This is a genomic window from Pseudosporangium ferrugineum, from assembly GCF_003002065.1.
Classification (GTDB): Bacteria; Actinomycetota; Actinomycetes; order Mycobacteriales; family Micromonosporaceae; genus Actinoplanes; species Actinoplanes ferrugineus_A.
In genome coordinates this window covers 53,465-74,018 of sequence record NZ_PVZG01000013.1, presented here as the reverse complement: position 1 = coordinate 74,018, position 20,554 = coordinate 53,465, and the positions used below count along the sequence as shown (strand labels likewise).

The 20,554-nt window shown below is 72.4% G+C and carries 15 protein-coding genes; 4 read left to right on the top strand and 11 right to left on the bottom strand.

The features are described 5' to 3' along the window. Window positions 1–5: 5 nt before the first annotated feature. The 4 genes from CLV70_RS25415 to CLV70_RS25395 all read right to left on the bottom strand — a co-directional run bounded on the left by CLV70_RS25415 (window position 6) and on the right by CLV70_RS25395 (window position 6,872). Entirely contained in the window at window positions 6–1,241 is a 1,236-nt protein-coding gene (locus CLV70_RS25415) for an MFS transporter (RefSeq protein ID WP_106129117.1), read from the bottom strand. A 315-nt stretch (window positions 1,242–1,556) separates the two neighbouring features. After that, on the bottom strand, window positions 1,557–4,466 hold the full coding sequence (locus CLV70_RS25410) for a vitamin B12-dependent ribonucleotide reductase (protein ID WP_425440226.1): 2,910 nt from the start codon (window positions 4,464–4,466) through the stop codon (window positions 1,557–1,559). Between the two features lie 904 nt (window positions 4,467–5,370). Further along, entirely contained in the window at window positions 5,371–5,925 is a 555-nt protein-coding gene (gene nrdR / locus CLV70_RS25405) for a transcriptional regulator NrdR (protein ID WP_106129115.1), read from the bottom strand. Between the two features lie 710 nt (window positions 5,926–6,635). Beyond that, window positions 6,636–6,872: a LysM peptidoglycan-binding domain-containing protein gene (locus tag CLV70_RS25395; RefSeq protein WP_245908453.1), complete on the bottom strand. Its 237-nt coding sequence runs from the start codon at window positions 6,870–6,872 to the stop codon at window positions 6,636–6,638. Window positions 6,873–7,230: 358 nt separating this feature from the next. Here CLV70_RS25395 and lexA point away from each other — a divergent pair, with 358 nt between their 5' ends. Next, complete coding sequence (lexA, locus tag CLV70_RS25390) at window positions 7,231–8,028, top strand: transcriptional repressor LexA (protein ID WP_425440219.1); 798 nt, start codon at window positions 7,231–7,233, stop codon at window positions 8,026–8,028. Between the two features lie 423 nt (window positions 8,029–8,451). On the opposite strand, the gene CLV70_RS39835 is transcribed toward lexA, so the two are convergent. After that, window positions 8,452–10,626 carry a hypothetical protein gene (locus tag CLV70_RS39835; RefSeq protein WP_158277826.1) on the bottom strand — a complete coding sequence of 725 codons (2,175 nt, stop codon included), beginning with the start codon at window positions 10,624–10,626 and terminating at the stop codon, window positions 8,452–8,454. A gap of 96 nt (window positions 10,627–10,722) precedes the next feature. Beyond that, window positions 10,723–12,126 (bottom strand): GTPase HflX, encoded by a 1,404-nt coding sequence (gene hflX / locus CLV70_RS25380; RefSeq protein WP_106129114.1) that lies wholly within the window; start codon window positions 12,124–12,126, stop codon window positions 10,723–10,725. A gap of 106 nt (window positions 12,127–12,232) precedes the next feature. Here hflX and CLV70_RS25375 point away from each other — a divergent pair, with 106 nt between their 5' ends. Continuing rightward, window positions 12,233–13,759 (top strand): NAD-dependent malic enzyme, encoded by a 1,527-nt coding sequence (locus tag CLV70_RS25375; protein WP_425440218.1) that lies wholly within the window; start codon window positions 12,233–12,235, stop codon window positions 13,757–13,759. Here the strand turns inward: CLV70_RS25375 and CLV70_RS25370 are convergent. The 3 genes from CLV70_RS25370 to miaA are packed head-to-tail and all read right to left on the bottom strand — an operon-like array spanning window position 13,756 to window position 16,318. Beyond that, window positions 13,756–14,541, bottom strand: a complete 786-nt coding sequence (locus tag CLV70_RS25370; RefSeq protein ID WP_106129112.1) for a glycerophosphodiester phosphodiesterase — start codon at window positions 14,539–14,541, stop codon at window positions 13,756–13,758. The genes CLV70_RS25375 and CLV70_RS25370 overlap by 4 nt on opposite strands. Next, entirely contained in the window at window positions 14,541–15,386 is an 846-nt protein-coding gene (gene dapF / locus CLV70_RS25365; protein ID WP_106129265.1) for a diaminopimelate epimerase, read from the bottom strand. Before dapF ends, CLV70_RS25370 begins: the two co-directional genes overlap by 1 nt. 8 nt (window positions 15,387–15,394) lie before the next feature. Continuing rightward, complete coding sequence (miaA, locus tag CLV70_RS25360; protein WP_245908452.1) at window positions 15,395–16,318, bottom strand: tRNA (adenosine(37)-N6)-dimethylallyltransferase MiaA; 924 nt, start codon at window positions 16,316–16,318, stop codon at window positions 15,395–15,397. 172 nt (window positions 16,319–16,490) lie between these two features. Between miaA and CLV70_RS25355 the strand changes: the two genes are divergently transcribed. Continuing rightward, on the top strand, window positions 16,491–17,699 hold the full coding sequence (locus CLV70_RS25355; RefSeq protein WP_106129110.1) for a DUF349 domain-containing protein: 1,209 nt from the start codon (window positions 16,491–16,493) through the stop codon (window positions 17,697–17,699). 112 nt (window positions 17,700–17,811) lie between these two features. Here CLV70_RS25355 and CLV70_RS25350 read toward each other — a convergent pair whose 3' ends face one another. After that, a complete protein-coding gene (locus tag CLV70_RS25350) occupies window positions 17,812–18,468 on the bottom strand; it encodes a TetR/AcrR family transcriptional regulator (RefSeq protein WP_106129109.1) in 657 nt (218 codons plus the stop codon). Between the two features lie 62 nt (window positions 18,469–18,530). Here CLV70_RS25350 and CLV70_RS25345 point away from each other — a divergent pair, with 62 nt between their 5' ends. Beyond that, window positions 18,531–19,397 carry an SDR family NAD(P)-dependent oxidoreductase gene (locus CLV70_RS25345; RefSeq protein ID WP_106129108.1) on the top strand — a complete coding sequence of 289 codons (867 nt, stop codon included), beginning with the start codon at window positions 18,531–18,533 and terminating at the stop codon, window positions 19,395–19,397. Between the two features lie 189 nt (window positions 19,398–19,586). On the opposite strand, the gene CLV70_RS25340 is transcribed toward CLV70_RS25345, so the two are convergent. Further along, window positions 19,587–20,543 carry a threonine ammonia-lyase gene (locus CLV70_RS25340; protein ID WP_106129107.1) on the bottom strand — a complete coding sequence of 319 codons (957 nt, stop codon included), beginning with the start codon at window positions 20,541–20,543 and terminating at the stop codon, window positions 19,587–19,589. Window positions 20,544–20,554 lie beyond the last annotated feature (11 nt).

The following is a 20,554-nucleotide window of genomic DNA, read 5'->3' as shown; positions in this document are numbered from 1 at the left end:
TGGGGTCAGCGCTCTCCTTGCGGTTCCGTGCTGTGCGGTTCGCTCTCGGCGAGCGGGTGCGGGGCGTTTTCGGGGGTCAGGGGGCGGGCGGCGCCGGAGCCGAGCAGGCCCAGGCCGATCGCCGCCACCACGACCAGCAGCGCGGGGAGCACGCCGACGTGCTCCGCGAGCAGGCCGATCAGCGGCGGGCCCGCCAGGAAGGCGCCGTACCCGATCGAGCCCGCGACCGAGACCCGGATCGCCGCCCGGAGCGGGTCGTCGGCCGCGGCGCTCATGCCGATCGGGAAGCCCAGCGACGCGCCCGCGCCCCACAGCAGCGCCCCGGCGAGCACGACCGGCACGCCGATGCCGGAAACGACCAGGAGCAGGCCGGCCAGGGCGGAGACCGCGGTCAGCCGCAGCGTGACGACCCGGCCCCAGCGTTCGATCGCCGCATGACCGAAGATCCGGCCGAGGGTCATCGCCGCGACGAAGAACCCGAAGCCGATCGCGCCGACGGCCTCGGTGGCGCCGTAGCCGTCGACCAGGCTGATCGCCAGCCAGTCGTTGGCCGCGCCCTCGGTGAATCCGAACCCCAAGATGAGTACGCCGATCAGCAGCGTGCGCGGCTCACGCCAGGCGTCCCGCACCCGGCCGCCCGGCGACTCCTCGCGGTGCAGTTCCGGGACGGGCAGGAAACGGCGCACGGTGAAGAGCATCACGACCGCGATCACGGCGGCCGTTGCGTACACCTGGGTCGTGACCGTCACCGCCGCGGTCGCCGCCGCCGCGCTGACCCCGGCCCCGGCCACCGTGCCGATACTGAAACCGGCATGAAAGCGAGGCATCAGCGTACGGCCGAGCCGCCGTTCCACGTCCGCGCCCTCGACGTTCATCGCCACGTCCCAGAGGCTGACGCCCACGCCGATGAACACGAGCCCCGCCCCGGCGAACGGCACCGAACCGGCCGCCGTCCCCGTGCCCAGACCGGCCAGCCCCACGACCACGGACATGCTGGCGTACAGCACCGACCGGGCCGGCCCGAAACGCTGGACGAGCGGCCCGGCCAGCGGAATCGCGGCAATCGACGCCCCGGACAGGCAGAGCAGCAACAGCCCGAACCCGGCCGACGACAGCCCCAGATCGGCCCGGATGGCGGGAGCACGGGCCAGCCACCCGCCGAGAGCGAGGCCATTGGCGGCAAACGCGACGCCGACGGCGATCTTGGCAAGTTCGAGACGGGAGCGGTCGACGACGGTCACCGTTCGAACTTAACCGTTAAAGCGATCGGTAATCCACAGATCGCGGCCACCGGAAGTTGCGCCGCCGATGCGGGCTCCGGCTTCGGCGGTGGGCGGGCCGGCTTCGGCGGTGGGCGGGCCGGCTTCGGCGGTGGGCGGGCCGGCTTCGGCGGTGGGCGGGCCGGCTTCGGCTCCTCAGCGGCCTGGCATGGACCGGAAATCGAGAAGTCCCCCGGACCGCAATGGTCCGGGGGACTCCCCAAGGTCAGCCTTCAGGCTCGCGGCTATTGCGCCGGGAGCCGTCCGGTCGGCTCGCGGCTACCGCGCCGGGGGCGGTCAGCTGCAGCCCGAGGTGGAGCCGCAGCCCTCGCAGACGTAGCAGCTGCCCGCCGGGCGCATCTTCGTGCCGCAGGTGAAGCAGAGCGGGGCGTCCGCCGAGGTGCCGAGGACGATCTCGAGCAGTTCCGTGGAGGAGTGCGCCGCGCTGGGTGCTTCCTTCTCCGCGTCGAGCGGGGACTTGGCCTCGACCGCCGGGGTGCCCGGGGCCGCGGCCGTGGGAGCCGAGGCGGCACCCACCGGGGCGGAGACTGGGGCGGACGCGGCCATGCCGGCCAGGTCCACGTTGGCCGCCTCCGCCGCCGCCTCGGCCGCGACCTGGGCCGCGCGCTCCTTGGCGGTGAAGATGCCCAGCTCCGCGCGGGTGTCGTACGGCAGGAAGTCCAGGGCGAGGCGCCGGAAGATGTAGTCCATCACCGAGGCCGCCATGCGCACGTCCGGGTCGTCGGTCATGCCCGCCGGCTCGAAGCGCATGTTGGTGAACTTGCTGACGAACGTCTCGAGCGGGACGCCGTACTGGAGTCCTATCGAGATCGCCACCGAGAAGGCGTCCATGACGCCGGCCAGGGTCGAGCCCTGCTTCGACATCTTGAGGAAGACCTCGCCGAGGCCGTCGTCCGGGTAGGACGACGCGGTCAGGTAACCCTCCGCGCCGCCGACCGAGAACGAGACCGTCTCCGACGGGCGCTTCTTCGGCAGGCGCTTGCGGACCGGGCGGTACTCGACGACCTTCTCCACGACCTTCTCGACCGCGCCCACTGGAGTTTTCTGGTCCGCCGCCGTCTCGGCGGTGGACCGCTTCGCTGCCGACAGCGGCTGGCCGACCTTGCAGTTGTCGCGGTAGATGGCGAGCGCCTTGAGGCCCAGCTTCCAGCCCTGGAAGTGGATGTGCTCGATGTCCTCGACGGTCGCCGACTCGGGCATGTTGACCGTCTTGGAGATCGCGCCGGAGATGAACGGCTGCACCGCGGCCATCATCCGTACGTGACCCATCGGCGCGATGGACCGCTCGCCCATGGCGCAGTCGAACACCGGGTAGTGCTCCGGCTTGAGGCCCGGGGCGTCGACGACGTTGCCGTGGTCGGCGATGTGCTCGACGATCGCCTCGACCTGCTCCTCGGGGTAGCCGAGGCTGCGCAGCGCGCGCGGAACCGTCTGGTTGACGATCTGCATCGAGCCGCCGCCGACGAGCTTCTTGAACTTGACCAGGGCCAGGTCGGGCTCGATGCCGGTGGTGTCGCAGTCCATCATCAGGCCGATGGTGCCGGTCGGCGCGAGCACGGACGCCTGGGCGTTGCGCCAGCCGTTCTTCTCGCCGATCTTGATGCCGTCCTGCCACTGCCTGGTGGCTTCCTTGACCAGCGCCGTGGCGACCGGGCTGCTCGGGCGGATCTCGTCGTTGGCCGCCGCGTGCTTACGCATGACGCGCTTGTGCGCCTCGGCGTTGCGGGCGTAGCCGTCGTACGGGCCGACGACGCCGGCGATCTCCGCGGAGCGGCGGTACGCCGTACCCGTCATCAGGGAGCTGATGCCGGCCGCGACGTTGCGTCCCGCCTCGGAGTCGTAGGGCAGGCCGGACGCCATCAGCAGGGCGCCCAGGTTCGCGTACCCGATGCCCAGCTGGCGGTAGGCCCGCGTGGTCTCGCCGATCTTCGGGGTCGGGAAGTCCGCGAAAGCGATGGAGATCTCCATCGCGGTGATGACGAACTCGATGCTCTTGACGAACTTCTGCACCTCGAAGCCGCCGTCGGCGTTGAGGAACTTCATCAGGTTCAGCGACGCCAGGTTGCAGGAAGAGTCGTCCAGCGACATGTACTCCGAGCACGGGTTCGACGCGGTGATGCGGCCCGTCTCGGGGTTGGTGTGCCAGTCGTTGATGGTGTCGTCGTACTGCAGGCCCGGGTCGGCGCACTCCCACGCGGCCTTGGCGATCTCGGTGAACAGCTTCTTGGCGTCGATGGTCTCGATGACCTCGCCGTGCAGCCGGCCCCGGAGGTCGAACGTGCCGCCCTCCTCGACCGCCCGCATGAACTCGTCGCTGACGCGGACCGAGTTGTTGGCGTTCTGGTACTGCACGCTGACGATGTCCGAGCCGCCGAGGTCCATGTCGAACCCGGCGTCACGCAGGGCCCGGATCTTGTCCTCCTCGCGGGCCTTGGTGGTGACGAACTCCTCGATGTCGGGGTGGTCGACGTCGAGGATCACCATCTTGGCCGCACGGCGGGTCGCGCCGCCGGACTTGATCGTTCCCGCGCTGGCGTCGGCGCCGCGCATGAAGCTGACCGGGCCGCTGGCGGTGCCACCGGAGGAGAGCAGCTCACGGGAGGAGCGGATCCGGGAGAGGTTGACGCCGGAACCGGAGCCGCCCTTGAAGATCAGGCCCTCTTCCTTGTACCAGTCCAGGATCGAGTCCATCGAGTCGTCCACGGACAGGATGAAGCACGCGCTGACCTGCTGCGGCGACGAGGTGCCGACGTTGAACCACACCGGCGAGTTGAAGCTGAACACCTGGTGCAGCAGCATCCAGGTCAGCTCGTGCTCGAACACCTCGGCATCGGCCGGCGAGGCGAAGTACCGGTGGTCCTCCCCCGCCTTGCGGTAGGTCTTCACGACCCGGTCGATCAGCTGCTTGAGCGACCACTCGCGCTCCGGCGCGCCGACCGCACCCCGGAAATACTTGGTGGTGACGATGTTCGCGGCGTTGACGCTCCAGAACGTCGGGTACTCGACCCCACGCTGCTCGAAGTTGATCGAGCCGTCCCGCCAGTTCGTCATCACGACGTCGCGGCGTTCCCACTCGACCTCGTCGTACGGGTGAACACCCTCGGTCGTCCAGACCCGCTCGACGCGCAGCCCCCCGACCGTGGCGCCCCCGTTGCCAGCGCGAGTGCGCTGCTTACCTGCTGTCATGCCGTCACCGGCCATGTGTGCTCCCCCTCGAACGATCGCGATTCCCCACCGCGATCCGCTTTCCTCTTTCAGGCCCTCCGGTACGCGCGGCGCCCCGCATCGGCGGTGCAGTTCTCGCGCTTGCTGCTGGCGTCCGCCCGGGCTGAGCCGGGCGGCTGCCTGGCCGCCGAAACCCGCAGGTCCGGCGGCGTGGCCCTGGTCCGTGAACCGGGCGATCGTCTGTGTGCTGCCGTGCCGGTCACGCGGTCCGGACGCGGCACGGCAGTGGTGGGCCGGCGCGGCGGCCGGTCCGGGTGGACCGGCCGGCATCGGCCGTTGGCGCTGACCAGGTGGTCGGCGCCGGGTGGCGTGGCCAGACCCGGCGGCCCGGCCTGACCTGGCCGGGTGCCTGACCTGGCCCAGTGCCCTGGCCTGGCCTGGCGCCCAGACCTGGCCTGGCCGGGTGCCTGGCTTTGCCGGGTGCCTGGCTTTGCCGGGTGCCTGGCCTTGCCGGGGTGGACCGGCTGGGTTGTCCGGCCCGGTCTGGCTGGGCGCCCTGGCCGGGTGCCTGGCTTTGCCGGGTGCCTGGCTTTGCCGGGTGCCTGGCCTTGCCGGGGTGGACCGGCTGGGTTGTCCGGCCCGGTCTGGCTGGGCGCCCTGGCCGGGTGGCCCGGTCCGGCCGGGTGCGCCGGCGGCCTGGCTGCCCGGGTCGTCGGCGTGTGACCGGTGGCCAGGTGACCGCCTGGCCTCGTGGGCCGACTGCGCGACCCGGCGGCCTGACCGCCTGGCGGCGACCCGCGGAGTTCCCGTAGCGCCCCGTCGGCACCGATGCGCGGCGGTTCTCCTTGGGCGGCCGGTTCCCAGCCTGTCCGGACTCCCAGCGCGTCCGGCTTCCAGGGCTTCCGGTTCCCAGGGCTTCCGGCTCCTAGGGCGCTCGGTCTCCGATCTTGGGTGTCCGGCCTCCGGGTCTGGTGGTGACGACATGCCGCACCGGCGGCTCCTTGCCCGTCGCGGCTTCCCGCGACTCTCTGTTCGTCGCGGCTTCCCGCAGTTCGGTGATCTCGCGCTCGAACTCGTCGAGGGAGTCGAACGACTTGTACACGCTCGCGAAGCGCAGGTAGGCCACCTGGTCCAGCTCGCGCAGCGGGGTGAGGATCGCCAGCCCGACGTCGTGGCTGGGCACCTCGGCCGCGCCCTTGGCCCGCACGGTCTCCTCGACCTTCTGCGCGAGCAGAGCGATCGAGTCCTCGTCGACGGGCCGGCCCTGGCAGGCCTTGCGCACCCCGCTCATGATCTTCGTCCGGCTGAAGGGCTCGGTGACGCCGCTGCGCTTGACCACCGCGAGCACCGCCTCCTCCACGGTGGTGAACCGCTTGCCGCACTCGGGACACGACCGACGACGACGGATCAACTGACCGTCATCGGCCTCACGCGAGTCGACCACGCGCGAATCCGCGTGTCGGCAGTACGGACACCGCACCGCAATCCTCCTGTCGCCGGGCTGTCGTCCCCAGGGAGTGGAGTGCGGCATTCCCGCAATCCGGGCACGTCGAACCCCAGCCCCGCGGTGATCATTATCCGCCTCGAAGCTGTGGACGAGCCTGTGGATTACGGAGGGACCTAACCCCAACCTGTGGACGACTTACACCCTTGTAACTACTAGATGTTGGGGTCGACGTTATGCCGCCGCGGACCCCGGCGCAAGTTCACCGGCGCGTCGGCGCGCCGTATTTTCTACCTCAACACGACGGGTGCCGCGGCGGTCACGGGCAGCTTCGATCCCTTGATCAACAATCTCCGGCGGCGGGCGGCGGCCGGGAGTGGACGGGGATGGCGGTGGATGGGCGCGAGGGCCGGCGTCGCCGCGAGGGGGCAGAGGGAGGAGTGGACGCAGCGGGACAGCGCGGCCGGGAACTCACGGCACGCATAGCCGGGGGAGCTCAAGCGACGCATGAGCGGAAAGCCCACGCCACGCATCACCGAAGGGCCCGGACGGCGCGCAGCACGAGCAAGCGGGGCGCGGAGCGGACACATCGACGGCGAGAGCGGCGAGAGCGGCGAGGCAGCGGAGCGGCGGCGAGGCGGCGACGCAGCGAGGCAGCGAGGCGGCGAGGCGGCGAGGCGGCGACGCAGCGAGGCGGCGAGGCGGCGAGGCGGCGAGGCGGCGAGGCGGCGAGGCAAGGGTGGCGGTCAGTGGTCGGTGGGGACGAGGAGGGTGTCTCCGGCGTACACGTAGGAGCCTTTGATGCCGTTGAGGTTGCGGATGTCATCGATCACTTCGCGGGGTGCGCGGCCGGGGGCCACTCGTTCGGCGATGGACCAGAGGGTGTCGTCGGGCTGGACGATCACCGTGGGGGCCGGGCCGGTCGGGGGTTCGTCGGCGCGGGAGGCAGTGGTCCACAACACTGCGCTGGCGAGGGAGGCCATCAGGACGAAGAATGTCAGCACGACGATCCGGCCTCGCCGCGTCAATCGCAACGGGGGGTGCGGCCCCTGACGCATACCGGCGGCTACCACGGCATATTCCTTTCCTCGCATACGTCGCTCGTACGCGCGTTCGATCGAACGCCCGTACGACGGTCTATCAGAACAGGCGTACGGAAGTCGAGCACTTCCGGGCGACACGCCGAGAGAAAGTCGTACAGATGTTTGAATATGTCGTACCGCGCCGATACGGTTCTCCATCAAGAGGGGTCAGCCGGGCAGACGTCATCCCCACGGCGGGTGTCCGGCTCCGCGAGTGCACCACGTGCCCATGAGGCACTGGCCGACAAGGAGGGCGGACGTGTCGACCGACGACCGGACGAGCCGGCAAGACCAGAAGGACCTGAAGCCCGAGGCCACCAACACCAGAGCGGCGATGCGACGCCGCAGCCCGGCCCGGGCGCGCAGCGCGGACGCGCCGCAGCTCCGGTCGGTCACCCCGGTGGTCAGCCAGTTCCCCGATCTGGTCACCGCCGACCTGACCGCCCGCCAGCGCCGGATCCTGGAATTCATCAAGGACTGGGTCGAACGGTACGGATACCCGCCCAGCGTCCGCGAGATCGGCGAAGCGGTGGGGCTCGTCTCCCCGTCCAGCGTCGCGTACCAGCTGAAGGAGCTCGAGAAGAAGGGCTTCCTGCGCCGTGACCCCAACCGGCCCCGGGCGGTCGACGTGCGGTCGCCGAGCGACATGGTCGACGACGAGACGCTGCGGTCGGCGCGGCCCACCCCGGCGTACGTGCCGCTGGTCGGGCGGATCGCGGCCGGTGGGCCGATCCTCGCCGAACAGGCCGTCGAGGAGTTCTTCCCGCTGCCGCGCGAGCTGGTCGGCGAGGGCGAGGTGTTCATGCTCGAGGTCAAGGGCGACTCGATGATCGACGCCGCCATCTGCAACGGGGACTGGGTCGTCGTCCGCCAGCAGCCCACGGCCAACGTCGGTGACATCGTGGCGGCCATGATCGACGGCGAGGCGACGGTGAAGAGCTACCGGCAGCGGGACGGCCACGTGTGGCTGATGCCGGCGAACCCCGCCTTCGACCCGATCCCGGGCGACGACGCGACGGTGATGGGGCGGGTCGTGGCGGTACTCCGCCGGGTCTGACCGGGCCGGGATGGTCTCGAGGTGGGCCGGGCGGGTCGGGCGGGCCGGCACGTCGGGCCGCCGCGAGCCGGCACGCGACCCCGGCATGGGCCAACAAGGCCGGGCCGGCCGACGCGGGCCGGCAGGCGACGCCTCGGCCTGCTCGGCGCACTGCTGCTCGCGACGAGGGCGGCCGGCCTACGGGTAATGAGCGAAACGGGCCGGCGCCCACGCCAGGCGGGTGCCGGCCCGTTTGGGCTTTGCGACGCCGTCGCTGTGGCAGTCAGACGCGCCACGGCGGTCAAACGCCGTCGCTGCGGCACTCAGACGCCGTCGCTGCGGCAGTCAGACACGCTTGGGCGGTCAGATGCCGTCGCTGTGGCAGTCAGACGCCGTCGCTTGGGCCGGTCGGACACGCGGGGCCGGTCGGACGCGCTGGGGCGGTCAGTAGCCGCGCGGGGGGCCGTAGTCCGGGCGGCCGTCGCGGGTGCTGCTCATGGAGTTGATCGGGCCGTTCTGGCGGCTGGCGGACGGGGTCTGGGCCGCGCCGGGGGCGCCGTGGAAGCCGGTCGGGCGGGAGGTGCCTGCCTGGCGGCCTCCGCCGCCGCCCGGGGGTGGTGGGGGTGGCGGGGCTCCGTAGACGCTTCCGCCGCGGCCGCCGCCTGCGGGGCGGGCTCCGGGTTGGCCGCCTCGGGGTGGGCCGGCGGGGGGCGCGCCGCCGGAGCGGCCGGGTTGGCCGCCGCCTCCGCCCGGGCGAGCGGGTTGGCCGCCTGCCGGACGAGCCGGCTGGCCGCCGGCCGGGCGCGCGGGCTGGCCGCCGGCCGGGCGCGCGGGCTGGCCGCTGGCCGGGCGTGCCGGCTGACCGGCGGGACGCGCGGGCTGACCGGCGGGTGGGCCGGCCGGGCGACCGGGCTGACCACCGCCGGGACGGGCCGGTTGACCGGCGGGGCGCGCGGGCTGACCACCGGCCGGGCGTGCCGGCTGACCGGCGGGACGAGCGGGCTGACCACCGGCCGGGCGGGCGGGCTGGCCACCGCCGGGACGCGCGGGCTGACCGGCGGGTGGGCCGGCCGGGCGACCGGGCTGACCACCGGCGGGACGACCTGGCTGACCGCCGGGCGGGCCGCCGGGACGACCGGGCTGGCTGCCGCCGGGACGGCCGGGCTGACCGCCGGGGCCGGGCTGGCCCGCGCCGGGGCGACCGGGGTGACCGCCTGCGCCGGGCTGGCCGCCGCCGGGACGGGCCTGGGTGCCTCCCGGGCGGCCGGGTTGGGCTGCGCCGGGGCGGCCGACGGGGGGTGCCGCTCCGGGTCTGCCGGATGCCGGGGCGCCTCCGTAGACGCCGCTGCCCTTGGCGCCGTAGACGCCGGGGGCGGAGGCCGCCGCGCCGGAGCCGTAGGCCGGGCGCTGGGGTGGGCCGCCCACCGAGAGGAGTTCGGTTTCGGCGTCGATCGGTTTCGGGCCGGTGCCTTCGGTGGGCTTCGCCGGGGGGTCGGGGAGGGGCTTCTTGCGGGCGCGGACGATGCCGAAGATGCCGGCGCCGACCAGGATCGCGCCGAGGACGCCGACGCCGCCGACCAGGTAGGTGATGTCGGAGATGCTCAGTTCGGAGAACCAGCTGGGGCCGTCGTCCGAGGCCTTGCCGTCCTTGGCCGCGGCCTTCGCCTGGAGGACCTGGGTCGCGGGGGTGTAGCGGCGGATGTGGTTGGCCGTGTCCTCGTCGTCGACGTCGCCGAAGTCGGAGACCGTGGCGAACGTCTTGCCGTCCGCGCTGTAGGTGATGGCCTCGCCGTAGCCGGGCTCGTTGGGCAGGCCCGTCACGCGCGGCTTGTTCTTCAGCGCGGCGACCACGTCACCGTTGGCGACATCCCATTCGAAAGCGTCCAGGTACGTCCGGAGCACGACCTTCGTCCCGCCGGGTGCGACCGCCCCGCCCGTGACGACGCCCTGCGCGAGCCGGGCCAGCGCGCTGCCCTCGGTGTCCGTACGCGGAAGCTGCACCTGCCCGACGCGCTTGAGCGGCACGCCCTCGGTGTTGTTCGTCTTCAGGGGCCCGGCCGGCGTGTAGAGCAGCGCCGTGCCGGTGATCTCCTTGGTGACGATGATCGGCTTGCCGCTGCCGTCGAGAAGCAGGGCCTCCGCGTCGTGGTAGTCGCCGGACGGGTACTTCAGGCGATGGATCTTGGGCTGCTTGGAACCGTCGACCGGCATGGTCCAGACGCTGATGGTGTCGCGGTGGTCCGGCGGCTTCTGGCGCACGCCGTTGTCGCCCGTGTCGGCGATCCACAGGGTCTTGCCGTCCGGGGACAGGATCAGGTCCTCGGTGTCGCGCGGGCCGTTGCCGCTGAACTCGACCTTCTTGGTGATGTCGCAGCCACCGTCGAGGTAGAAGACCCTCCGGCGGGAGCCCTCGGAGCTGTCGTTGATCACGACGTAGCCGTCGTCGGTCGCCACGATGCCCGAGAGCTCGTTCAGGAGCGGATCGGTGACCTTGCACACCTTCTTGCCGGCCACTGCCTTCGCCTGCGTGGCCACGGGGGCCGGCTCGGCGGAGGCGGGCACGGCCCCCAACACCACCAGCCCGGAGGCCAGGATGGTCGGGAACACGAGACGCCGCATCGGATCAGTGTCGCATGCAGTGTCCCGTGCCGGTGTTACGCGTGGATCAAGCCTGGGCAAATGGACCACGCCGGGGTGCGGACGCACCCCCTTCCATCATGGAGCCGTGCGGTAGCCGTCCAGCTCGGCGGCGAGCCGCTCGTCGACGCGTACGCGCAGCTCCGTGCCCTCGTCGGTGTGCCGCGTGTCGAGGACCTGACCCCGGCGGTGGATCCGCGCGACCAGGTCACCCCGGTCGTACGGGAGCAGCACCCGCAGGTCCACGGCCGGCCGCGGCAGCCGCTGCGCGATGGCCGCGTGCAGGTCCGCGATGCCCTGCCCCGAGCGGGCCGAGACGAAGACCGCGTCGGGCCAGGCCCGCTTGAGCCGCAGCATCGTCTCCTCGTCCGCGGCGTCGATCTTGTTGACGACCAGCAGCTCGGGGATGCGGTCGGCGCCGACCTCGCCGAGCACCTCGCGGACCGCCGAGACCTGCCCCTCCGGGTCCGGGTGAGCGCCGTCGACCACGTGCACGACGAGGTCCGCGTACGAGACCTCCTCCAGGGTCGAGCGGAACGCCTCGACGATCTGGTGCGGGAGGTGACGGACGAAACCGACCGTGTCGGACAGGGTGTAGACGCGCCCGTCCTCCGCGGCCGTACGCCGGGTGGTCGGGTCCAGGGTGGCGAACAGCGCGTCCTCGACCAGCACGCCCGCCGACGTCAGCCGGTTGAGCACGCTCGACTTGCCCGCGTTGGTGTAACCGGCGATGGCCACGCCCGGCACGCCGCTGTGGGAGCGGCGCGAGCGCTTGGTCTGCCGTACGGTGCGCATGGCCTTGATCTCACGCCGCAACTTCGCGATGCGGTGGTTGATCCGGCGCCGGTCGGTCTCCAGCTTCGTCTCACCGGGACCACGGGTGCCCACGCCACCGCCGCCGGAGCCGCCGCCGGCCCCACCGCCCTGGCGGGACAGCGACTCACCCCAGCCGCGCAGCCGCGGGAGGAGGTACTGCAGCTGGGCCAGCTCGACCTGCGCCTTACCTTCCTTGCTCTTCGCGTGCTGGGCGAAGATGTCCAGGATCAGCGCCGTACGGTCGACGACCTTGACCTTGGTCTGCTGCTCCAGGTTGCGCAGCTGGGACGGGGAGAGCTCGCCGTCGCAGATGACGGTGTCGGCGCCCGTGGCGAGGACCACGTCGCGCAGCTCCTCGACCTTGCCGCGGCCGATGAAGGTGGCCGAGTCGGGGCGGGAACGCCGCTGGATGAGGCCCTCGAGCACCTGGGAGCCGGCGGTCTCGGCCAGCGCGGCGAGCTCGGTGAGCGAGTTCTCCGCGTCCGAGACGCTGCCCTCGGTCCAGACGCCGACCAGGACTACTCGCTCGAGCCGCAGCTGCCTGTACTCGACCTCGGTGATGTCCGTGAGCTCGGTGGAGAGCCCGGCGACGCGCCGCAGCGAGTGCCGTTCCTCCAGCTCCAGCTCACCGGTGGTGACGTCGGGTTCGAAAAGCTCTGTTCGCAAAAGGTGACCTCCTCAGCCCGATGGTGGCACGCCGGAGCACCCGGCGCATCCACATAAGCGGGCTGAACGTTGTCGCAGAGTGTCTGACTCATCAGTAACCACCGCGATGGCCATCACGATTCCCGAAGCGCAAGAATGCGGGTACTCACCCGCCAACGACGGAGGGACTCCCGTGGTGACCACCCGCCTGCCCAGCGCAGGATTCTCGATCACGATCCGGATCGCCGTGACCGCCGACGCCTCGTCCATCGGCCGGCTCACCACCTGCGTAGGTGAGGCGGGCGCGATCGTGACGGCGCTCGACGTGGTGGACTCCGACCCCACCCGGGTCCTCGTCGACCTCACCTGTGACACCGCCGACTCCACCCACGCCGACCAGGTCGTGAAGAACCTGGAGGAACAGGACGGCGTCGACGTCCGCAAGGTCTCCGACCGTACGTTCCTGCTGCACCTCGGCGGCAAGATCGAGGTGTCGTCGAAGGTCGCGCTGCGTAACCGGGACGAGTTGTCGCGGGCGTACACGCCGGGCGTGGCGCGGGTCTGCATGGCGATCGCGGAGAACCCCGCCGACGCGCGCCGGCTGACCATCAAGCGCAACACGGTCGCCGTGGTCAGCGACGGCTCGGCGGTGCTCGGGCTGGGCAACATCGGCCCGGCCGCGGCGATGCCGGTGATGGAGGGCAAGGCCGCGCTCTTCAAGCGCTTCGGCGGCGTCGACGCCTGGCCGGTGGTGCTCGACACCCAGGACACCGACGAGATCGTGAGCATCGTGAAGGCGATCGCTCCGGCGTACGGGGGGATCAACCTCGAGGACATCGCCGCGCCGCGCTGCTTCGAGATCGAGACGCGGCTGCGCGAGCTGCTCGACATCCCGGTCTTCCACGACGACCAGCACGGGACCGCGATCTGTGTGCTCGCCGCGCTGACGAACGCGCTGCGAGTGGTCGGCAAGAACCTGGCGGACGTCAAGGTCGTCGTCTCCGGCGCCGGTGCCGCGGGTACGGCGATCATGAAGCTCCTGCTGCGCCAGGGCGTGGGCGACATCATCGCGTACGACCGCAGGGGCGCCCTGCACCGCGGCATGGACGACCTGAACGCCACCTGGCAGTGGCTGGTGGAGAACACCAACCGGGACAACTACTCGGGCGACCTGCCCGGCGCGATCGCCGGCGCGGACGTCTTCATCGGGGTCAGCGCGCCCAACCTGCTCACCGGCGCCGACATCGCGAAGATGGCGGACAGGTCGATCGTGTTCGCCCTGGCCAACCCGGACCCCGAGGTGGACCCGCGGGAGGCGCGCCAGCACGCCGCGGTGGTCGCGACCGGCCGCTCGGACCAGCCCAACCAGATCAACAACGTGCTGGCCTTCCCCGGCGTGTTCCGCGGCATGCTCGACGTCAGCGCCGAGCAGTTCACCGAGGAGATGGCGCTGGCCGCGGCCATGGCGATCGCCGACGTGGTCGGCGAGGACAAGATCAACCCGACGGTGATCATCCCCAGCGTCTTCGACGCCCGGGTCACGCCCGCGGTGGCCGCCGCCATCCGCGCCACGGTGAAGGGCGCGCCGGCCCCGCACAACGCGGCCGCCACGCCCGCCGCCGAGCTCGACGAGGCCCCCGAGGAGACCTTCTAGCGGGCGGCGGCCCAGCCGGTCAGCTCGCCGGTGTGGTCGGTGATCAGGCCGGCCACACCGGCCTCGACCAGGTCGGGCCAGAGCGTGACGTCGTTGGCGGTCCACGGCATGACCGCGACCCCGGCGTCGGCCAGCGCGGCGACCGTGCCCGGCGAGCCCAGCACCGCGTTCATGGACGGATTGCAGAAACTCACGCCCAATTCCTGCGCTACCTCGACCTGCGAGGTGTCGAAGGCATCCCGCAACAGCCCCCGGCGTACGTCGGGGGCGGCCTCACCGGCGAGGCGCACGATGGCCGGGTCGAAGCTCTGCACCACCGTACGGTCGAGCAGCCCCGCGTCCGCGACCTGCCCGACGATGAACTTCACCTGCTCGAGGGTGGCCGGCGGCTTGATCTCCAGGAGCAACTCGACACGCGGCGCGACGGCCGGGGTGACGCCCGCATCGCCCGCCGAGTCGGCCAGGACGGCGTGCGGGCGTAACAGGTCCAGCACCTCGGTGAGCTGCGGCACGCCGACCCCCGCGTACGCCGGCGAGAACCACGAACCCGCGTCCAGCCGGGCGATCTCGTCGAACTCCAGCTCCCACACCTTCCCGGAGCCGTCGGTGGTGCGGTCGACCGTACGGTCGTGGACCACCACCGGCACGCCGTCGGCCGTGGTGCGGACGTCGAACTCGATGAACGTGGCACCGGCGAGCACGCCGGCGGCGAGGGCGGGCAGGGTGTTCTCCGGCGCGACGGCCGAGTAGCCGCGGTGCGCCACGCGGTGCAGCGACCCCATCAGCTCAGCGCCGCCGCGTCGACCTCACCCGTCGCGAGCAGCACGGCCGGGCCCGCCAGCCACCATCGTCCCCGGTCGTCCGCGGTGACGGTGAGCCGGCCGCCGGGCACGTCGACGGCGACCACGCCCGTCTCGCGGCCCGCGTCGCGCAGCGCCACCGCGCCGACCGCGAGGGCACCGGAACCGCAGGACAGGGTCTCGGCGGAACCGCGCTCGTACACGCGCATGTGGACGTGCAGGTCGGCGTCCTCGACGGGTGCGCCGGAGGTGGTGAACTCCACGTTGACGCCTTCGGGGAACACCGCGCGGTCGTACCCCGGCGCCAGGTGCAGATCCAGCGAGGCCAGGTCCACCCCGTCGGGGAGGGCGGTGACCAGGTGCGGGTTGCCGCAGTCCACGGCCAGCCCGGGGATCGTCAGCGGGCCGACGGTCGCGGTGCTCGCCGCGTACACCCGGGGGGTGGTCATGCGGACCGCGATCGTGAGCTCACCGGGGACCGCGAGCACGACGCCGGCCCGGGTGGCGACCGGAAGGCCCTCGGGGCCGGCCGTCGCGAGGCCCTGGCTGAGCAGATAGCGGGAGTAGACGCGCACGCCGTTGCCGCACATCTCGGCGATCGAACCGTCCGCGTTCCAGTAGTCCATGAACCACTCCGCGTCGCCCGCGAAGCCGGCGCCGTCCGGGTGCTTGGCGCTGCGGACGACGCGCAGCACGCCGTCCGCGCCGATGCCGCGATGCCGGTCGCAGAGCGCGGCGACCAGCGCCGGCGTCAGGTCGAGCGCCCCGTCGGGGTCGGGGAGGATGACGAAGTCGTTGCCGGTGCCGTGGCCCTTGGTGAACAACACGCGGTCCATCATCGCGCAGCCGCGCGACAAGCCGCCAACGCGTCCGCGTGCAACGTCTCCGAGGCGCCGTCCAGCCAGGTGATGCGGGGGTCGCGGCGGAACCACGAACGCTGGCGGCGGACGAAACGGCGGGTGCCGCGTACGGTGTCCGCCCTGGCCTCCTCCTCGCTCAGCACGCCGTCGAGTTGCGCGAGGGCCTGCTGGTAGCCGAGCGCGCGGCTCGCCGTCCTGCCCTCGCGCAGGCCGGCGCGGTCGAGCCGGCGTACCTCGTCCACCAGGCCGCTCGCCCACATCAGGTCGACCCGCTCGGCGATCCGCCGGTCGAGCTCCTCGGTCCCGCGGTCGACACCGATCTGGACGGAGTCGTAGAAGGGCTTCGGCGCGGGCAGGGCCGCGGTGAACGGCGCGCCGGTCATCTCGATGACCTCCAGGGCCCGGACGATGCGCCGGCCGTTCGACGCGAGGATCCGCGCCGCGGCGTCCGGATCGGCCTCGCGCAGCCGGGCGTGCAGCGGCCCGGGGCCCGACACGGCCAGTTCCGCCTCCAGGCGTTCCCGAATGGCGGGATCCGTGCCGGGAAATTCGAACTCCTCGAGAACGGCCCGCACATACAACCCCGAACCCCCCACCAACACGGGTACGCGGCCCCGCCCGGCGATGTCCTCGACGGCGGCCCGGGCGGCCTCCTGGTACTCCGCGACGCTCGCCGGGAACGTGACGTCCCACAGGTCGAGGACGTGGTGCGGCACGCCTTCCCGCTCGTCGGGGGGCAGTTTGGCAGTGCCGATGTCCATGCCGCGGTAGAGCTGCATCGAGTCCGCGTTGACCACCTCGCCGCCGAGGGCGTGGGCGAGGGCGAGGCTGAGCGCGGTCTTCCCGGCGGCGGTGGGCCCGACGACGGCGACCACCGGAGGGGGTGGGAGCAACGGCACGGAGTCACCGTAACGGGCTGGTCACGGTCATCCTCGGGCGCTTCCCCGGCACCGGGTTGGACCTGTGACAATGCGCGAGAAAGAATGCCGATGGAATGATGGCATTCGACTGCGCTATGGCGGCGGTCACGGGCAGCGAGGCTCGCGACGCCGGGAGAACGAGGATGGGCTCATGAACGACTGGACGACCTTCGGGCGCGTGGATGCCGACGGCACCGTGTACGTGAAGACTGCCGAGGGCGACCGGGTGGTCGGCTCATGGCAGGCGGGCACCCCCGAGGAGGGCCTGGCCCACTTCGCCCGCCGGTTCGCCGACCTGGTCACGGAGGTCGACCTCGTCGAGGCCCGGCTCAAGTCCGGCGCCGCCGACGCGTCGCACTCCCTGACCAGCATCAAGCGGCTGCGGACCACCCTCGACGAGGCGCACGTGGTCGGCGACATCGACGGCCTCGCGACCCGGCTCGACCGCCTCACCGCGATCGCCGAGGAGAAGGCCGGCGAGGCCAAGGCCGCCCGCGAGGTGGCCCGCACCGAGGCGCTCGCCCGCAAGACCGCCCTGGTCGAGGAGGCGGAGACGATCGCCGCCGAGGCCACCGGCTGGAAGACCGCGGGCGACCGGCTCAAGGAGATCCTCGACGAGTGGAAGACCATCCGCGGCGTCGACAAGAAGACCGACGGTGAGCTCTGGAAGCGCTTCGCCGCCGCCCGCGACGGCTTCACCCGCCGCCGCGGCGCCCACTTCGCCACCCTCGACGGCCAGCGCAAGCAGGCGCAGACCGCCAAGGAGGAGCTGGTCAAGGAGGCGGAGACGCTCTCCGAGTCCAGCGAGTGGGGCCCGACCGCGGCGCGGCTCAAGGAGCTGATGACCGAGTGGAAGGCGGCGCCCCGCGCGGCCAAGGAGGCCGAGCAGCGCCTCTGGGAACGCTTCCGCGCCGCCCAGGACGCCTTCTTCACCCGCCGCAGCGAGGTCTTCTCGGCCCGCGACGCGGAATACAAGGGCAACCTCGAGAAGAAGCAGGCCATCCTCGCCGAACTCGAGGCGATCGACGTCGACGCCGACCCCCGCGGCGCCCAGAACAAGCTCCGCGACGCCCAGGCCGCCTGGCACGACGCGGGCCGCGTCCCCCGCGAATCGGCCGCCTCCCTCGACCGCCGCTGGCGCGCCGCGGAGGACCGCATCCGGGTCGCGATGGACTCGGCCTGGCGCAAGACCACCCCGCAGGACAACCCCCTGCTGCGCCAGATGCGCGAGCAGGTCGCGGAGGCGGAGCAGCGGCTCGCCCGGGCGCAGGCTGCGGGCGACAACCGCCGCATCAAGGAGGCGGAGCAGGCCCTCGCCTCGAAGAAGCAGTTCCTGTCGCTGGCGGAGCAGGCCGGCTGACCGGTCGTCCGCCCTTCGAGCGTCCCCCGGGCGGGGGCGCTCGCCTGTCGGCCTTTGCCTCCTGGCCGGCTGCTTCCTCGCGGCCCGCTGCCTCCTGGCCGGCCGCTGCCTTCTAGCCGGCAGCCGCTTCCTTGCCGGCGGCTGCTTCCTGGCCGGCCGCTGCCTCCTCGCCGGCGGCTGCTTGCCGGCGGGGGGTTCTGATCGCGGTGACGGCTCTGTCGTAGAGGTCGGCCATGTCGGCCTTGCCCTCGCTGGCGATCCAGGCGTCCGACGCGGTGTCGACGCAGGACAGGACCGCGCCGACGATGGCTGATGCGGTGAACTGCGCGTCGGGGGCGTCGATGTGCCGGGCGGTCAGTGGCACGAGCGCGTCCGTCCAGTGCCGGCGCTTCTCGAAGAGGCGGGCGCGGAGCGACGGGGTTTCGTGCATCATGCGCGCGATGGCGAGGTCCGCCACGGGGTCGCTGAAGGTCTCGGGGGCCGCGGCGACCAGCGCGGCGCGGAGAGCGTCCCACGGATCCTCGCCGTCCGGGCGCTCGGCGAGAGCGCGGGCGACCGCGTCGCCGCGGGCCGACAGGTCGCCGAGCAGCACGTCCTCCTTGCTGCCGAAGTAGCGGAAGAACGAGCGCCGGGAGATCCCGACCGTCTCGACGATCTGGTCGACGGTCGTCTCCTCGAACCCCTGCTGGACGAAGAGCGCGCACGCCGCGGTGGTGATCTCCGCCCGCAACGCGACGCGCTGACGGTCCCATGCGGTCAGCTTCGCCATGCCCCGACCCTACAGGAGATGCCATCCTGGCACTTGGTGCCAGGATGGCGTACGGTGTCGATATGACCATCGACTTCGCCACCCAGACGGTGCTGCTCACCGGCGCCAGTTCCGGAATCGGCCGCAGCTTCGCCCGCGCCCTCGCCGAGCGCGGCGCCGGCCTCGTCCTCGTCGCCCGGCGCGCCGACCGGCTCGAAAGCCTGGCGGCCGAGCTGCGCGACCGCCACGGCACCACCGTGCACACCATTCCGACCGATCTGTCCGTGCCGTCGGCCGGCGCCGATCTGCTCGCCGCCACGGCTCAGCGCGGCATCCGGGTGACCAGCCTGATCAACAACGCCGGCTTCGGCTCCTTCGGCGCGTTCGCCGAGGCGGACCCGGACCGTCTCGCCCGGGAGATCGCCGTCGACGTCTCCGCGCCGGTCCAGCTCACGGCGGCATTCCTGCCGCAGATCGTGGGGGCGGGCTCCGGCTTCGTCATCAACGTGGCCAGCATGGCCGCCTACGCGCCCTCACCCCGGATGGCCGTGTACGGCGCGGCCAAGGCGTTCGTGCTCCACTTCACCGAGGCGCTCTGGGTCGAGCTGCGCGGCGTCGGGGTCGTCGCGTTCGCCCTGTCCCCCGGCGCCACGAGCACCGAATTCAACCAGGTCGTGGGGACCGAGGACGCCACCGCCGGAGCCAGGAAACGTACGCCGGAAGCGGTCGTCGCCACCGCGCTGGCCCATCTCGCCCGGCGCGACCCGGGACCCAGCGTGATCGACGGGCGCGCCAACCGGATGGGCGCGGTCGCGGGGCGGCTGTTCAGCCGGCGGGCGAGCGTCAGCCTGATGTACCGCATCACCGACCCGAGCCGCCGGGAGCGGGAGAGCGGCCGGGGCCGGGGCCGGAGGCGGGGCAACGGGGAACGGGCTCGGGTGGGCGGGTAGCGGCCGTCGCCAGGTGCGGCGTGGGTCTGAGTCCGCCGATCCAGACCGGGTCGGGTCGGCGGGAGGGCGTGCGGTGGGGCGCGCGCTGCGCCGGGCCGGCGCCGGGCTGGTGCGTTACGTCGGCCTCGGGTCGGGTGGTTACGAGGGCCGGGACGCCCGGTAGTGAGCGATAGGCGCGGCGCGGTGGGGTCAGGGCGGGGTGCCCAGGGCTCGGAGCTCGGCCGCGTCCGCGTTGCCGCCGGTGCAGACGACGGCGACGGTGCGGTTGGCGAAGAGGTTTTGGCGGGTCAGGACCGCTGCCAGGGCTGCCGCGCCCGCGCCCTCCGCGAGGGTGTGGGCGTGCGTGGCCAGCAGGCGCTGGGCTTCGCCGATCTCGTCGTCGGTCACCAGCAGGAAGTCGGCCAGGCCGGCGGCGAGGATGCGCTGGGGCAGGGCGTACCCGCGGCCGGTGGCCAGGCCGTCCACACGGGTGCGGTTGGGGCGCTGGAGGAGCGTGCCGGCGCGCCACGAGTCGTGGGCGGCGGGGGATGCCGCGGACTGGACGCCGATCACGCGGCAGCGCGGGGCGAGTTCGCGGGCTACGACCGTGGCGGCGCTCGCGCCCGTGCCGCTGCCGACCGGGACCACGAGCAGGTCGAGGTCCGGTTGGGCCTCGAGGATCTCCAGGTAGAGGGTGCCGACGCCGGCGAGCAGTTCCGGGGTGTCGCCGGGGCTGACCAGGCGGGCACCCTTGCGCTCGGCGAGCTGCTCGGCGTGGCGCTGGGCCGCCTCCAGATTGTCGCCGGTCAGCACGACCTCCGCGCCGTGGCTGCGGACCGCGGCGGCTTTCGCCGGGTTGGCCGCCGCCGGCATGACGATCGTGCACGGTACGCCGAAGAGCGCGCTCGCGTACGCGAGGGATTGCGCGTGGTTGCCGGTCGAGTAGGTGACCGTTCCGCGGGCGCGGTCGTCCGGGGACATCGCGTCGAGCAACGTCAGGCCGCCACGGATCTTGAAGGCGCCGACCGGCTGGACGTTCTCGTGCTTGACGTGGACCGTCGCGCCGGCCGCCGCGTCGAGCACCGGATAGTTCCACATCGGCGTCGGCGGCAGGTGGCGGCGGACGACCTCGCGGGCCGCGAGCACATCGGCGAACGTGAGATCCATCAGCGCACGCC

Bases quoted from the DNA above. Each gene is read 5' to 3' on its own strand.
- CLV70_RS25410 (WP_425440226.1), bottom strand. From the start codon at position 4,466: ATGACAGCAGGTAAGCAGCGCACTCGCGCTGGCAACGGGGGCGCCACG.
- CLV70_RS25395 (WP_245908453.1), bottom strand. From the start codon at position 6,872: ATGGCCTCCCTCGCCAGCGCAGTGTTGTGGACCACTGCCTCCCGCGCC.
- CLV70_RS39835 (WP_158277826.1), bottom strand. From the start codon at position 10,626: ATGCGGCGTCTCGTGTTCCCGACCATCCTGGCCTCCGGGCTGGTGGTG.
- CLV70_RS25375 (WP_425440218.1), top strand. From the start codon at position 12,233: ATGGCCATCACGATTCCCGAAGCGCAAGAATGCGGGTACTCACCCGCC.
- CLV70_RS25370 (WP_106129112.1), bottom strand. From the start codon at position 14,541: ATGGGGTCGCTGCACCGCGTGGCGCACCGCGGCTACTCGGCCGTCGCG.
- CLV70_RS25355 (WP_106129110.1), top strand. From the start codon at position 16,491: ATGAACGACTGGACGACCTTCGGGCGCGTGGATGCCGACGGCACCGTG.
- CLV70_RS25350 (WP_106129109.1), bottom strand. From the start codon at position 18,468: ATGGCGAAGCTGACCGCATGGGACCGTCAGCGCGTCGCGTTGCGGGCG.
- CLV70_RS25345 (WP_106129108.1), top strand. From the start codon at position 18,531: ATGACCATCGACTTCGCCACCCAGACGGTGCTGCTCACCGGCGCCAGT.
- CLV70_RS25340 (WP_106129107.1), bottom strand. From the start codon at position 20,543: ATGGATCTCACGTTCGCCGATGTGCTCGCGGCCCGCGAGGTCGTCCGC.